Origin of the sequence: Paenibacillus sp. Root52, from assembly GCF_001426865.1 — a bacterium.
Classification (GTDB): domain Bacteria; phylum Bacillota; class Bacilli; order Paenibacillales; family Paenibacillaceae; genus Paenibacillus.
The window spans coordinates 496131-510847 of sequence record NZ_LMFO01000029.1 but is presented as its reverse complement, the minus strand read 5'-3'; the positions used below and the strand labels follow the sequence as shown (position 1 = coordinate 510847).

The window sequence follows — 14717 nt, the reverse complement described above, 5'->3', positions numbered from 1 at the left end:
TATTTGTCCATTGGTCAAATTGAAGAACATGTAAGGTCATATATGTTACATAATCATGTCAGGTCTACTTAGATACATACGCAAACGCAAATAAGCCCGCGCCGCATTATCGCGAAGCCAGCTTATGAGCTTGTCTTACTTACATATGCTATTCAATAATTCAGACTAATTTTTGTCTTTGTCCACAACCATATAAAACCAGCCCATTCCGACCATTCCCACGACCATAATTGCAACCAAAATAATAATGTAAGTCATGAATGTAACCCCCCTGCTTCCGAATATTCTACACACTACTACCAGTTTACACGGTGAAACACCATTTGAATTGACCGAACATTGACAAAAATACGAAATCTTTAATTTTAATCAATGGATTTGTATACGGGATGATATGTTATTCATTATTCCACGTTCTAGGCATCTGCATCCCCACCTCATCAAACGATGCTGAACCTTATGTACTGATTTAATGACACCCCTTGCATGCAGATCAAATCATACCATATCACAAAATGCAATCCATGCCCAACGTTTCATCTGTTATACATCCGGTGTATACTATAAATCTATGAAATAGAAATAAGATTTTACATTGAAAGGTTGAACTAGATGTCGATTCGTATGCCTTTACGTTACTTATTTAGTGCTATCTTACTAACATTGATGTTATCCGTGTTAACGGCTTGCGCAGACGGGGAAGCTCATGTAACCGTCAATCTAGATGGATCATCCGAACTAGATCTGAATCTCAGTGTAACCGATGCTGCGCTAGGCAAAATCGGACAGGATAATCTGATGGCACTGCTGGCCGATACGTTGAAGAAGAACAATTTCGAAGCTGAAGTTACCAAGCAAGGAGACACGCAGCAGCTTACTGCCACCACTCACTATGAGAGAAGCAACACAACCGACTTTGATATGTCAAGCTTACCTCAAGGCATTAAGGTCGAGCAATCCAAAACACCAGGTTTGTTCTCGTCAACACTACACCTTACTGCAGAAGCGGATGTCATGGAATCCATGCCCGATGGTAACATCAAAGATCAGATTAACAAGGTACCGAATTTTCTTAAAAACCTATTATTAAAAGATGTTAATTTCGACTTCAAGTTATCTCTCCCAATCAAAGCGAAGGATTCAAACGCAGATGTTGTGGACGATGGGGGTAAAACACTAACGTGGCACATTTCCCCACTCAATCGGAATACACTGGATTTGACTGTACAGATTCCGAACATTCGAAATATTATTATCGCAGTTGTTATTGGCCTTATGTTAATCCTCGCATTGCTGATCTGGTTTTTCTTGCGTCGCAGACGTGTCAGACAGCGCCGAAATGGCTAAAATATATAGCGTAAGGATAATTAATTGTCGGTAATTTGAATCATGACTTGCCAAACGTTGTTAGGGATAGTAGAATACATCCGTACTGTGTGAACGGTTAAACTTATTACGGAAAAGCTAAAGAGGTGACAGCATTACATGAATATCCGGGAATGTCCTTTACCTGGTATTGGAGTTAAGTACCAGTTTGATACAAAAAGCGGCAACCAACTGGTTATTATTGTGCACGAAGATGGACGCCGTGAATTGTTCTCGGTTGACCCAACTGACCAAGAGGAACTTACGCTAATTGCAGAATTGGAAGATGATGAGTGTGTAACCCTCTCTGGGTTAATCGGAGGATGGTCTTAAGTTTTAAGCCCTTCTCGGATGGATAGTTCTCCACTACAAAAACGAAATGCAACCTGCCTCTAGCTTAGGGGCAGGTTGTTTCAATTCATGGGATACTCACTTAGGTTACTTCAAAATTTGATTCAACGTTTTTTTGATGAGCTCGGATAAAGGGAACCCATGTATTCATGACACGACGTATCTCCTGAGAACTGAACGGTTTGCTAATGAAATCCTGCATACCACACTTCAAACATGCTTCACGATCTGTAGCACCCACAAATGCGGTGATGGCAGCAATGACCGGAATTTCCGGATGTGTTTGCCTAATCTTGCAGGTGGCTTCGATGCCATCCATGATCGGCATTTTGATATCCATAAAGATCAGATCATAATGCTCCCGTTCCAGCGCCTTCACAGCTTCTTCACCATTCTCTACAATGTCACATACACCGCCGTGCTTACGCAGCATTTCCTCCATGAGGTGACTGTTCAACTGTTGATCCTCTGCCACTAAGATTTTAATCCCCGCAGCTTGACGTGACTGATCGGTGAGTTCACTCACTTCATTAGATTCCTCTATAAGATCCCCAGATTCGTCATTCCAGCGCTCTAGCGACAGCGTGAAGTAGAACTCTGCTCCCTCGCCAGCATCGCTCTGTACGCCAATCGCACCACCCATTAGCTCCACCAGCTTCCTACTGATCGCGAGCCCCAGACCTGTGCCTCCATACTTGCGATTAATGGAAGGATCCAGCTGAGAGAACGATTGGAATAGTTGATGCTGCTTCTCAAGAGGTATACCGATTCCAGTATCTTTCACTGTAAATGCCAGGGTGAGCCGCTCCTCATTCTCGCATTCTGCTGGATGTACATTCATATGGATCTGGATATTGCCCTTATCCGTGAATTTGACCGCATTGCCAACTAGGTTAATAAGCACTTGGCGGATACGCGTTTCGTCCCCTCTTATACGCTCAGGAACCCGATCCGATATTTCACAGTATAATTCAATATTTTTCTCGGATGCTCGTAGTGCAAACAGCTCCATGACACCCGCAGTCATCTCTCTTAGATCAACCGCTTCACGCGCAAGATCCATTTTACCAGCTTCAATCTTGCTAAAATCCAAAATCTCATTAAGGATATGCAGTAATGATTCCCCGCTATCAATAATGATCTCGGCAAATCCATGTTGTTCCTCATCGAGTTCTGTTTCCTTTAATAAATGTGCCATTCCCATAATACCATTCAGAGGTGTGCGCAGCTCATGACTCATGATCGCAAGGAATTCAGACTTGGCTTTGTCGGCATGCTCAGCTACTTCCTTCGCCCGAATGATCTCATTCACACTTGTCATGTCACGAAAGACCAGTACGGCTCCCCGCGTTTTCCCCTGATCCATAATAGGCTTCAGTTGAAATTCTGCAAGGAAGCTGGAGCCATCTTGTCTCCAGAAAACGGATTCTGACCTTGGCAGGCTACGCCCTTCACGAACAGCCTTCACAATGGGTGTTTCGTTTGTTGGATACGGAATTCCTTCACTTTGCATTTGCAAAATAATCTCCTCAAACGGCATGCCATTTGTAGCACTCGGGCAGAAGTCCATCATCTCTGTTGCAGCCGGATTGGCGAAGATGATATGTCCATCTCGATCCAGTCCAATAACCCCTTCGGACATTGCATTTAGTATGAGGGCACGTTCATAACTTAAATTTTCAATTTCCTCAACGTATCGTTTAGATTCTGTAATATCACTCGTAATTCCAAATACACCAACGACTTGTCCCTCAAGTATAATCGGAACATTAATTACATTCGTTTCAATACGCTGCCCATCTTTGTGAATTAATCCAATCTCGTAGCTCTGAGCTTTCCCCTTCACACTCTCTTCAAAATAGTAACGGGTCTTCTCCAGATCAACTGGATCAATGAGATGTTCAAACGAGCCACCTAACAGCTCCTCTTTGGTATGTCCAGTAAGCTGCTCCTGCCCGGAGTTCGCCTTAAGCAGTTTTCCATCTGGAGCAAGTGACGCTACGCCCAATGGATTGTAGTCGAATAGTGACTGATATTCCTGCTGACGAAGCTCTTCTTGCTGTCTAGCAGTCATATCTCTGGTTACAGCAATCATCTCCTGAAGATTACCCTGCTCATCATACACGTACTGTGTTAACGTATCCGCCCACACTGGCGATCCATCTTTATGCCGGAGACGATAACTGATTCGATCCGGAGCAAGGCCTTGAATCTGACCTGTAACATATGCCTTCACTAAAGGAATATCCTCTGGATATATGACAGATAAGCCGGAGTGACCTACTAATTCCTCCGGTTTATAACCAAGCATGATTTCGCAGGCAGGCGATATATATTTGAAAGTTCGCTCAACATCCGCATCATGGATAGCGATCATATCCAAGGATGATTCTGTGAGCATACGAGAGATTTGGCTGCTCTCCTCCAACTTTTGGCGTTGGATGATCAGACGCTCCTCCGCTTCCTTTTGCTTCGAAATATCGGCTGCTTGCACGAGTAAATATAAAGGCTCATCCGTCATCTCATCTTTGACGATACATGCCCGTACACATGCCCATAGGAGTGTATTGTTCTTGCGTTTCAAGCGGAACTCCGTTTCGTACATCATGGTAACACCATTGGTCATATCGTAAAACTCAGACCGGAAGCTATCCATATCCAGATCAGGCTCATAGATCATATGTATGATTGACTTATCAATTAATTCATCTTCACGATACCCCAACATCTCACAAAAGGCGGGATTGAGCTGGAGCCAACGACCATTCACATGTGAAGCAACAGCAATGCCGATCGGCGCATGAGTATATAATTGTTCGAACAGCAAACGGTTCTGTGTAATTGGATTCGACACCGCTTATCCTCCTTTTCAGTTATCCAACCATTTCGTAATGAAAGCTTACTTCAATACATAACTTCTTCTATAGAGTAGTACCCCAAATCCTATCATTGATAACGATTTTTTTGTACGAAATTTTGGCAAGTATCGACATCTTTTATCTTGTAACCCCATCAAGCCAATAAACTACTAATCCGACCCCTATAGGCTACACCATATTCTCAAACAAACCTAGGCGATTTTATCTAAATATGTTCTGTACATCCCAACGACATGGAGGTATCAATTATGATTATTGTTGCAAATCAACCTCTCCAATTAAGTCCCACAGATTGGACGCCCTTTGAATGGAACTGGCTCCAACAACTCCAAAATAGTTCGACAGTGTATACGTACCAATCCATGGAGCATCTTCGTTTTGAGTGGAAACTGCGTTCGTCTCTTGTCGAAGCAGCAGAGGGACTTAATGCGAGTGGTGTTAGCTTTGCCTCGTTCGAACAATCCAGATGTAATCCCGTTTACTGGAACCGGAATGCCCAAGGTGGTTTTGAGTTAAGACCCAACGTTACCCCCGCAGAGGGAATTCGTGATATTTGGAGAAACGGATCCTTGTACGCTTTTGAATGCGCAACAGCAACTGTCATTGTATTATATGGTGGCGTGCTGGGTAGCATCCGTGAAGATGCTTTTAATTCGTTATTCCGCAACCTGCTTCTCTTCGACTGGCACTATGACAGCGACCTGCGCTTAACAGAGAAGAACGGCAGTAACAGTGCGCTCCCTGGAGATGTACTCTATTTCAAAAATCCGGATGTATCTCCCGAAACGCCAGAGTGGCAAGGAGAGAATACGATTAAACTTCGTGAGGATTGGTATTACGGTCACGGAATCGGTATTGCTCGTGGCGAACAAATCATACGCACCTTGAACCAATTCCGCTTTCCAGGCAGCCGCACTTCCGCCTATCTGATGGATACTGTCATCTACCCTGATTTTTATTATCTGTCACGTTTTGCGAATAGCAATAATGCCAATCCAGGTGCTCCATCGACGCCAGTATTACCTGGACAATTATATGTTCGTGTAGGTGGTAGTCGTTATTTGCGTACCTGATGCTTCACGTGAAGGGTTACACCTTTGGATCCAACTGAACGACGACTTGTTTCCCGCTCACTTGTACCCCCGTCGTTTTGGTGCCGAATTCAGCCAAAGCTTGGCATAGCTGCTCTGCCCATTCCTTACCGGCTGCGCCTTCTTTACTTCCGTGAACCTGAATGACCAGCTTCACGGAATCTCCTTTTTTCAGGATACGCTCTGCTTGTGCTTGTTTCGTATCCCGATCATGATCTTCCATTTGCAAAGTTAGACGGATCTCCTTCACCTTACGTTTATCCGGGGATTTACCTGATTTCTTCTTATCCTGTTGCGCCTCTGCTTTGGCTGCACCAGCCCCAATAAGTTTGCACGGTGGTGGACTGGTCAAGAGAGAAGTACAGACCAGATCCACTTTGTATTGCTTCGCTAAGGCGAGTGCCTCACGCGTGGACATGATTCCCAGATCCTCTCCGTTTATTCCAGTGACATGGACTTCCGATGCTTTGATCTTTTCATTTTTGATCACACTTATGACCTCCTTCATAATAAAAGCCTGTCCTGACCCATGAGAGATCAGAACAGGCTTGATTGATGGATATGATACTCATGTACCAAACATCAGACGGTTATTACAGACTGTTAAATGCTTCTGTCAGAACCGGAACAATCTGTGATTTACGAGATACTACACCCTTCAGAAGAGCCTGACTATCAGCCAACGATACATTGTACGCTTTTTCCACTGCAATCGTAGAAGCGCCGTATGCAAGAGCAACAGAATCGTTGTTGAGGATATCTGTTACAACAAATACGAAGAGGTCAAGACCTTTACTAGAGATGATTGCTTCAATTGCAGCTTGCAATTCAGCTTTTTTCACAAGTACATCGTTAACGTCAACAGCGTTAACTTGTGCAATTTCAACTTTTGCTTGACCCATTACGAATTCTTTGGCATCCAAAGAAATCAATTCAGCAATCGTTTTTTGACTCAGATCAGCACCTGCTTTGAGCATGTCCAATCCGTAGCTGTCTGCATCTACACCAGCAATAGCAGCCAGTTCACGTGCAGCCGCTACATCTTGCTCCGTGCAAGTTGGCGATTTAAACAACAGGGAGTCAGAGATAATAGCAGACAGCATAAGTCCAGCAATTGGTGCGCTGATCTCTACACCGTTCTCTTTGTACATTTTATTTAGAATTGTAGCAGTACAGCCTACAGGCTCTGCACGGAAATACAATGGTTGGCTTGTCTCAAAGTTAGCAATACGGTGGTGGTCAATAACTTCTACCACAGTTACTTCTTCGATATCACTAACACTTTGCTGACGCTCATTGTGGTCAACCAGAATGACTTTGTTTACTTCATTCGCTGCCGTTTTGATCAAACGAGGCGCTTCTACTTTGAAATGATCCAGTGCAAACTGAGTTTCACCATTCACTTCTCCAAGACGAACCGCTTCAACCTCATGACCTAATTTTGCTTTGAGATCCGCATAAGCAATTGCTGAACAGATCGTGTCCGTGTCAGGATTTTTGTGTCCGAAGATTAACGCTTTTTCCATATTGATAGCCCTCCGTCAATTCTGATTTAGAATAATCAATGTCGTTTATAATTCATACCCTTACTGATTATAGCGTTAAAAGGGCTTAATTCCAATCCCCTTACACCGTATTCATTGCAAATGATTCTCAAGACAATCATTCAAGTCCCAATGATATAGATCATTAGTCTCTATTTTGCAGTTGTTGTCGCAACATTAGCGATAAGATGGCTCTCTAGACGCTCACCTTCACACAGAGCCTGAACAAGAGCTCTCCCTGAATCCGGTGTCATTTTGCCATACCAATCCCCTTGTGGGTACACAATCGTCACACATGCATCATCACAGCGTCCGTTGCAACGTGTCCGTGTCGTATGAATAAATTCACTCGCCCCAAGGTTCTTGATCTCATCTCGCACAGCCTGAGTAACTTCCTCCCCCTCGTTGCGCATACAGGTACCACCATTACAGAGTAAAATATGATGTTGCAATTGATCTAAATTATAAATAGCCAAAATGTATTTCATTCCCCTCAGCTTCGTTATCGTATGTATAATGACATGACATAAACTTATAAATTAGCATATGAAACCTAGATAAGCAATGCTCACACGTTAAAGATCCACGTCCTCTGGGTTCTCTGGGTTCTCCGCTTTTTTCACAAAGAACGTCTGTAGGCTGCCATCTTCCCTGATCATAAGCATATTCAATTGAGCACCATAAGCGCATCCACCGTCGATACCAATCTTATCTCCCGTTGAAGCGAACCAAATGCCCATCTCATCGTGCAGATATTTCACAGGCGTATGCCCAAAGACCACCGTTTCCTCAATTGCCGTAGGTCTGGAGTAGAAAGGTTCCCGAATCCACATAAAGTCACTCTCTGGCTGTTTGCGCCAATCCGGTACGTCAGGATTAATCCCAGCATGTACAAACACATAGCCCGGAATTTCATATACCAACGGAAGTTGATCCAGAAACTGAAGATGATGGCTATAGTGGTTGCGCACCCACACTTTGGCTTCATGATAGGCGCCCCAGGCCAATTCACTCTCGTCCCATGTTATGACATGGTCTACATAACTAGCAAGTGTCTGTAACCCACCATTGCGAATCCAGTGGCTATCATATTCCTTGATATCATTGGTCAATGCTTTGACCATCATCGCATCATGATTTCCCTTCAGCGCAATGATAGAATGACGTTCCTTAAGCTTCATGATCTGATCAACGACCTGTCTGCTCTGAGGCCCCCGATCTACATAGTCTCCAAGTAAAATTAATTCATCCTGAACCGAATCATAGCTCACATGGTGAAGTAGGGCATTGAATTCGTCGTAACAGCCATGAATATCACTTATAACACATCTACGAATGTGAATCCTTCCTCTCTTATAGAGGTTGTTACCAAAGCCCGATTGAGATTGTGATGAATATCTGACGATATCTCCGTATCAGGAGATGGAATTCAGCAGAAATAACCGGACTTTGGAAACACATACTTATACTATAACATTCCCGACATAATCGCTTAATCCTTCTTTAAGCCGAAGGCTTCTGCAATCAAGCTGAATGAGCGCAGGCGTGCTTCAAATGAATGAATTGCTGAGGCAATGATCACTTCATCCGCTTCATGACGCTCAGCCATTGCTGTAATTTTCTCTTTCACCTGATCCGGTGTCCCTACGATCGAGAATGAACGACGCTGGCGAATCTGCTCCATTTCCATAGCGGTATAAGGATAATTATGAACCGTTTCTAAGGATGGAAATGAGCTCTGTTCCAGCCCACGGCCTAAGCGTAAGAAGAAAAGTTCATTGCTTCGAGCAAGCTCAGCCGCTTCCTCTTCAGTCTCCGCACAGAACGCAGAGATAGCAATCATAGAATGAGGTCGATCATTAAGGATCGACGGTTTGAAATGTCGACGATAATGCTTCATGGCCTCTTCCCCGCCTGGTGTGCCAAAGAATTGAGCAAACGCATAAGCCGTTCCTTGCGCGGCTGCAATTCTTGCACCTTCGGAGCTAGAGCCAAGCAGCCATACCTCTGGCACTGTCGGCACGGATGGAGCAGCTACTAGAGAGGCAAAGCGATGATCCTCTGACAATTGCTCATGAAAGTAACCACCCAGATCTGCGATCTGTTGCGGAAAAAATTGCACGTTAGAGGATTTCCCCTCATTGAGAGCTCGACTTGCAATCGGCATCCCACCAGGTGCTCTACCAATCCCAAGATCAATACGACCAGGATGTAATGCCTCTAAGAGACGGAAATTCTCTGCAACCTTGTATGCACTATAATGTGGCAGCATTACGCCACCTGATCCTACCCGAATACGTTCGGTATGAGCAGCGACATGCGCAATCATGACTTCAGGACTTGAAAAGGAAAGTGCACCGCCACCATGATGTTCTGACATCCAGAAACGCGAAAAGCCAAGTTCATCAGCTTGCTTCGCAAGAGTAACCGTCTCTTGAAGCGTATCCTGCACCGTACGTCCTTCGTTGATATGTCCATGTTCAAGCACACTTAATTTCATATCTATTCATTCCTCTCACTGTGTCTATATGGGTCTCTAATTAGATCTAAACCAAGTATCGCCAAATTAATTCTTATACCATTGTAACATTAATAATTACAGTTTCAAAATAAAGCTCTTCCTTATCCGTTATTCGGATGAATGAAAGTAACCAAAAACGCCACCCATACGAATACAGGTGACGTTTTGCATGATACCGAACACTGCATATTAGGGTGCCCGTTTAGGCAATAGCTTCACATACTCATCCGACAGCTTCATTAAGCTGAGCACATGCTCATAATCGGCACGATACGGCTCCAGATCAGTGACAGGTTCATACGTTGTAATCGAATATGCCTTCCCATCATCGAAACCTGCACCAGGAACAAACATGATCTCATTATTAACAAATGAGCCTGTCGGCAAATAATAGCGAATGCCAAATGCATTATGATCCATATTAAGCAGATCATGCCCAAAGGCCGTAAACTGCTCTTCTTGCAACGATACGCCCATCAAATTCAGTACCGTTGGCATGATGTCCAACTGACCTCCAGGCTGTTCAACCACTTGCCCTTTAGACTGCTGCGGTGTATGGATGATTAGCGGGATATTAAAACGACTCACATTCCCATCATATGGCACATTCAGATTGTCTTGAATCTGTTTCGTGATTTCATCATTTGCCGGCAGACCGAAGTGATCGCCGTAAATGACTAACGTTGTGTTGTCCCACAGTCCACTAGCCTTTAATTCATTAATCAGTTGTCCAACCGCATAATCGGTATAATTGATAGCTTGCAAATAATCATGCAGCAATGTGTTCGTAATTGTCTCAGGGACAGTAATTCGTGCCCGATCAGCAGGGACTTTGAACGGTGAGTGGCTCGATGCTGTAATAAACTGTGCGTAGAACGGCTCGTTCGCAGCTTGATGTGCAGTCATTTTCTCCACACCGACACGATACAATTCTTCATCAGATGGACCAAAATCATTAAATCGATCATTCTTGAAGCTTGGTTTGTCAAAATACCGATCGAATCCAATCGCAGGGTACATCTTGTTCCGATTCCAGAACGTCACATCATTGCCATGAAACGTCTCCGACTGATATCCGCGCTCACGAAGCAGTTTCGGTAAGCTAGGTAAATCACGGTCACTATATCCGGCAGACATTGGAACTACGCCTGTAGGATAGATTGATGTGTTCGACATAAATTCAGCATCCGATGTATTACCTTGACCAATTTGTTGGAAGAAATGAGGGAAATAATAGCTTTCACTCGCTAATTCGTTCAACACGGGTGTTAACACCTGACCACCCAGTGAAGCGTGAATCGGAAAATTCTGAAAAGATTCTAGTTGTAACACAATCAGATTACTGCCTTTGGCTTCACCAAAATACTTAGCTTTAACTGGAGAACCGTGACTTGTTTTATCTTGATATGGATATTGACTCACTAACTGATTGATCTTCACAATGGTCTCATTAATGTTGCCATTAGCAATGGCTTCGTTTTCTTTGCTCGTCAGAATCGCTGAGGACACCTGGTAGTTAAGAAAACCAAGATTCTCCGCTCGAACCAGCTCATTATCAATCGTTTCACCTTTGACAATAAAGCTACCTGACAGAACGATGCTAAATGCAGCCGTAAGTGCGACTCCGACCTTACCCCAATATCTTCTACGACTTTTTCCAAAGCTTAGCCCACTGTTGCTATAACTTCCTTGACTACGGGAAGTACGTCTAGAGCGTAGGATAAACCAAAGTGGCAGTGCAAGCACGATATCCACAAAAAACATAAAATGCACAGGTCGAATGAGAGGTCCGATACTGCCTCGTACTTGAGCCACCTGACCTAATTCACTTAGTGCTGTGTACGTGGGTACTGAGCTAAAATGCACGTTATATAACGTTGCCGCAAACAGTACGAGCGAGAAAATCAGATTAAAGCCCCCGTACACCATACGTTTCCAGCGCTTAGGTACAATTAAATCAAGCACACAGACCACGGTTAGAGCACCAAGCGTATCGGTGAGCAATCCAATGCCAGAAAGGCCTTGGAAAAAGAAATACCGCAAAAGCGTGAGCTTCAGCAGCAAGAGGATAAATAACACGACAAATAATGTTCGTGATGATATCCGTTCGTATTTAGAATTATACATGGTCGTTTTCAACCCTTATCCGAAATTTTACGTTCTGTTTACAAAACGCATATTTCAGTATAACAGTTTCGCGGTATGTATTCCATGGTGGTTCGGGCGCAAAACTGCGGATAAGGCTGACAATGTCAATAGAATCTGCATTGATGTATACAAACGCAAGCTGTAATGCTCTATTTTGTTACTTATTCTTGCATAGGTTGAACTCTTCTCTGCATAATCCACTTTACCGCATCGTTAAAATCAGTGGCTACATAGTCTGCTTCCATGGTGTCCCATCGAAACCGGTCTTCTTCCAATGCACGCATACCTGCACCCGTCATAACGAGTATGCATAGACACCCTGCAACACGTGCCGCAACCATGTCTGACCAACGGTCGCCAATGACAATACACTGTTCGAGCTTCAGTTGATGATCTTCTGCTGCTTGGATCAACATATCAGGTCTCGGTTTGCGACATTTACACTGTTCATGAGCCGGATGAGGACACACATACGTATGCTCGATCCCGAAGTGCTTCATCTCTTGTTGAAAAGCTTCGACTGTGGAATGTCCTGCTGTTATACCAGGCTGGTTCGTAAAGCCAAATAATTTGAATCCATGCTGTGATAATGTGCTGATTGATTCCGCCACACCATCAAACAATTGCATCTCGCCAGGATATTCAATCTTGTCTGAACCTCCAATTGTGCCATCACGATCTATAAACACCGCTTGTGTTGGAACGTTTCGTATGTTCGGAGTGGTCATGTTACTGTCTCCCCTCTTATGTATAAATGACAAGTACAGCTTAATTCATTCTCCGATAAAAAAGAGATATGCGAACAGCCACATTATAACATGTAGTGTTAAGCATACCCCTCAATCGTTCATATTTGATATTTACGCTGTCGTTGAAATATCATGATTCTGTATGCTCTTGCCCTGCTTCTGTTCTCTAATCGCCGCTTGCGCAGCTGCAATTCGTGCAAACGGAACTTGCTCTGGGGAACAGCTCACATAATCTAATCCTATGCGATGGCAGTAAGCAATCGTATCTGCATTCGCAGCTTGTTCTCCACAGACCCCTGACCTGAGATACGGTTTACGGGCTTTACCCTTAACAACGCTCATTTCCACAAGATTTTTATTTTCTTGAACATCCAACGCTCTGAATGAGAAAAAGTCAGCATGGCGAGCCATTTGAGTTGCGATTGTGCCCGCTCTAGAAATTTCTATAGTTGTACCTACTTTATACAGACAATGCCTTTTTTCCTCGCCCAAAATCTGGTCAGCTATATGATCCACCAGCTCCCTCAATCGCTGCAATTCATTGGAATCGCTTACAGATGGAATCAAAATTTCGGGTCGTACCCATAGTCCCTGACGAATAGTTTTTAAGGCTGCGCGAAAAATCGCTTCAATCTGCATATCGAGCATATCAGCTTCGACATCAAGCAATCGTTCATCCCATGCCGGGTCTAGCAGATTAATCGTTACCGGATAACCATCCATCACTTCAAAAAAATGCTCAAAGTCTGCTTGCAGCATCGGGAGCAAACGTTCTACCCCACGTCTACGTTCGTATTCGTTGTCAGCTGTGATCATCTTCTGGACAAAATGGATTCGGGATGGTGATAACAGCATTGTCTCGATCTGACACTGTCCTATCCCTTCTGCTCCTAACGCTCGTGCGAGGACACCATCCCTTGGATGGTTTACATTGGCAAGCACCAATACAGACCTCACCTCATCAGCCCATTCAAGCAACTGTTGCACGGCCAATGATTGCTGTGAAGGCTGCTCTATGCATTCGATTAATTCCGTCACTTGTGATGGCTCTATTCGCAATAAAGCTTCTTCTTTTGTAATCAAACCTTCACTCACCATATCGACAGCCGTCTTGCATGCTGCTTCTGAACTCATATGCTCTCCATATTCCTCATTCACCATTACCTGTACCAGGACTGGACTGCAATGTGAATGGGAGAAGGCTCCCAGCGCTTCATGGAGTTGAGACTTCACATCTTGAGGAAATGGTGTCCTGCCATGAATTTCAATTATTATTTTGTGTTCGGTGATGATGCGTTCTAATTCAAGTTCGTCCTGTATCTCAGGCTCACTTATGAACTCGCCAAATAATTCATACGGAATTCCATGTACCAAATAACCAAAGTCCTGCAATAAGCTTCGATAACAATGAAGTGCATAACAGCGATCTTGCGTTTGGTCAGCGAGCCCTTCCACCGTCACATCGTTAAGGCCAACATAAAGGAACGACTCCCGTTCATTCGTTGTGGAACGAACTTCACTCGGCATAACGGAAAGTAGAAGCGGTGTCTTAGCATCACCGAAGAGCTTACCCGTGCGCTGTTCCAAATGATGGATCGCAATTTCCACCTCCTGAGCTGCATCAGTTGAAGAATGTCCAAGACGGGTACTGAACTCGCGACAGCATTCCGTTGTTACAGCGAACCCGGCTGGGATTGGCCAGCCAGCATGAAGTAACTCAGAAAGACCGGCTCCTTGACTGCCTATAAGCCCCTTCATCTCTGCCGTACCATCCTCCAACAGAACTACCCGTTTCGTCATTACAGCTCTCCCATCTGCCATGATATGGCTGTGCTTAAAGGCATTTGACCCTTGCGAATCGTCCTTCACTCTAAGATATGTCGCACTCCTGCAATCAAGGACATCTGCTTGAGTATTTTCTATGTAAGAGGTTGTTCAAAAAAGTACGCTTTTGATTACGAAGGATACCTGGCGGGATCTTAGCGTCGAATATAGGACTCAGCCGAGATAAGTGGATGCTTATGAAGGTTTGTATGCTGAAACTAAATAAAGCCGCCATCGGCGACTCC

The 14717-nt window shown here is 44.1% G+C and carries 12 protein-coding genes; 3 read left to right on the top strand and 9 right to left on the bottom strand.

Annotated elements, in window-relative coordinates; translation table 11 throughout:
• Positions 1–675 precede the first annotated feature (675 nt).
• Together ASD24_RS23480 and ASD24_RS23475 are read left to right on the top strand one after the other, a co-directional pair.
• On the top strand, positions 676–1347 hold the full coding sequence (locus ASD24_RS23480; RefSeq protein WP_235540770.1) for a hypothetical protein: 672 nt from the start codon (positions 676–678) through the stop codon (positions 1345–1347).
• A gap of 138 nt (positions 1348–1485) precedes the next feature.
• On the top strand, positions 1486–1698 hold the full coding sequence (locus ASD24_RS23475; RefSeq protein WP_056701081.1) for a hypothetical protein: 213 nt from the start codon (positions 1486–1488) through the stop codon (positions 1696–1698).
• Between the two features lie 100 nt (positions 1699–1798).
• On the opposite strand, the gene ASD24_RS23470 is transcribed toward ASD24_RS23475, so the two are convergent.
• The gene (locus tag ASD24_RS23470) at positions 1799–4570 is read right to left on the bottom strand and encodes a PAS domain-containing hybrid sensor histidine kinase/response regulator (RefSeq protein WP_056701078.1); all 2772 of its coding nucleotides are present in this window, start codon (positions 4568–4570) and stop codon (positions 1799–1801) included.
• A gap of 273 nt (positions 4571–4843) precedes the next feature.
• Here ASD24_RS23470 and ASD24_RS23465 point away from each other — a divergent pair, with 273 nt between their 5' ends.
• A complete protein-coding gene (locus ASD24_RS23465; protein ID WP_082560519.1) occupies positions 4844–5668 on the top strand; it encodes a protein-glutamine gamma-glutamyltransferase in 825 nt (274 codons plus the stop codon).
• A 16-nt stretch (positions 5669–5684) separates the two neighbouring features.
• On the opposite strand, the gene infC is transcribed toward ASD24_RS23465, so the two are convergent.
• From infC to ASD24_RS23425, 8 genes are all read right to left on the bottom strand, one after another.
• Positions 5685–6176 carry a translation initiation factor IF-3 gene (gene infC / locus ASD24_RS23460; RefSeq protein ID WP_056701075.1) on the bottom strand — a complete coding sequence of 164 codons (492 nt, stop codon included), beginning with the start codon at positions 6174–6176 and terminating at the stop codon, positions 5685–5687.
• A 103-nt stretch (positions 6177–6279) separates the two neighbouring features.
• Positions 6280–7212, bottom strand: coding sequence for a manganese-dependent inorganic pyrophosphatase (locus tag ASD24_RS23455; RefSeq protein ID WP_056701073.1), 933 nt, complete (start codon positions 7210–7212; stop codon positions 6280–6282).
• A gap of 170 nt (positions 7213–7382) precedes the next feature.
• Entirely contained in the window at positions 7383–7706 is a 324-nt protein-coding gene (locus ASD24_RS23450; RefSeq protein ID WP_056701071.1) for a (2Fe-2S) ferredoxin domain-containing protein, read from the bottom strand.
• A gap of 99 nt (positions 7707–7805) precedes the next feature.
• Entirely contained in the window at positions 7806–8552 is a 747-nt protein-coding gene (locus ASD24_RS23445; RefSeq protein WP_327205257.1) for a metallophosphoesterase family protein, read from the bottom strand.
• A gap of 170 nt (positions 8553–8722) precedes the next feature.
• Positions 8723–9730, bottom strand: coding sequence for an LLM class flavin-dependent oxidoreductase (locus ASD24_RS23440; protein ID WP_056701068.1), 1008 nt, complete (start codon positions 9728–9730; stop codon positions 8723–8725).
• Between the two features lie 210 nt (positions 9731–9940).
• Positions 9941–11878 carry an LTA synthase family protein gene (locus ASD24_RS23435; protein ID WP_056701066.1) on the bottom strand — a complete coding sequence of 646 codons (1938 nt, stop codon included), beginning with the start codon at positions 11876–11878 and terminating at the stop codon, positions 9941–9943.
• A 182-nt stretch (positions 11879–12060) separates the two neighbouring features.
• Positions 12061–12627, bottom strand: coding sequence for an HAD-IIIA family hydrolase (locus tag ASD24_RS23430; RefSeq protein ID WP_056701064.1), 567 nt, complete (start codon positions 12625–12627; stop codon positions 12061–12063).
• Positions 12628–12759: 132 nt separating this feature from the next.
• Complete coding sequence (locus ASD24_RS23425) at positions 12760–14448, bottom strand: putative PEP-binding protein (RefSeq protein ID WP_056701063.1); 1689 nt, start codon at positions 14446–14448, stop codon at positions 12760–12762.
• Positions 14449–14717 lie beyond the last annotated feature (269 nt).

What these genes read in the sequence shown, in the direction of transcription:
- ASD24_RS23440 (WP_056701068.1), bottom strand. Translation starts at nt 9,730, where the DNA reads ATGAAATTAAGTGTGCTTGAACATGGACATATCAACGAAGGACGTACG.
- ASD24_RS23425 (WP_056701063.1), bottom strand. Translation starts at nt 14,448, where the DNA reads ATGACGAAACGGGTAGTTCTGTTGGAGGATGGTACGGCAGAGATGAAG.
- ASD24_RS23430 (WP_056701064.1), bottom strand. Translation starts at nt 12,627, where the DNA reads ATGACCACTCCGAACATACGAAACGTTCCAACACAAGCGGTGTTTATA.
- ASD24_RS23475 (WP_056701081.1), top strand. Translation starts at nt 1,486, where the DNA reads ATGAATATCCGGGAATGTCCTTTACCTGGTATTGGAGTTAAGTACCAG.
- ASD24_RS23435 (WP_056701066.1), bottom strand. Translation starts at nt 11,878, where the DNA reads ATGTATAATTCTAAATACGAACGGATATCATCACGAACATTATTTGTC.
- ASD24_RS23455 (WP_056701073.1), bottom strand. Translation starts at nt 7,212, where the DNA reads ATGGAAAAAGCGTTAATCTTCGGACACAAAAATCCTGACACGGACACG.
- ASD24_RS23465 (WP_082560519.1), top strand. Translation starts at nt 4,844, where the DNA reads ATGATTATTGTTGCAAATCAACCTCTCCAATTAAGTCCCACAGATTGG.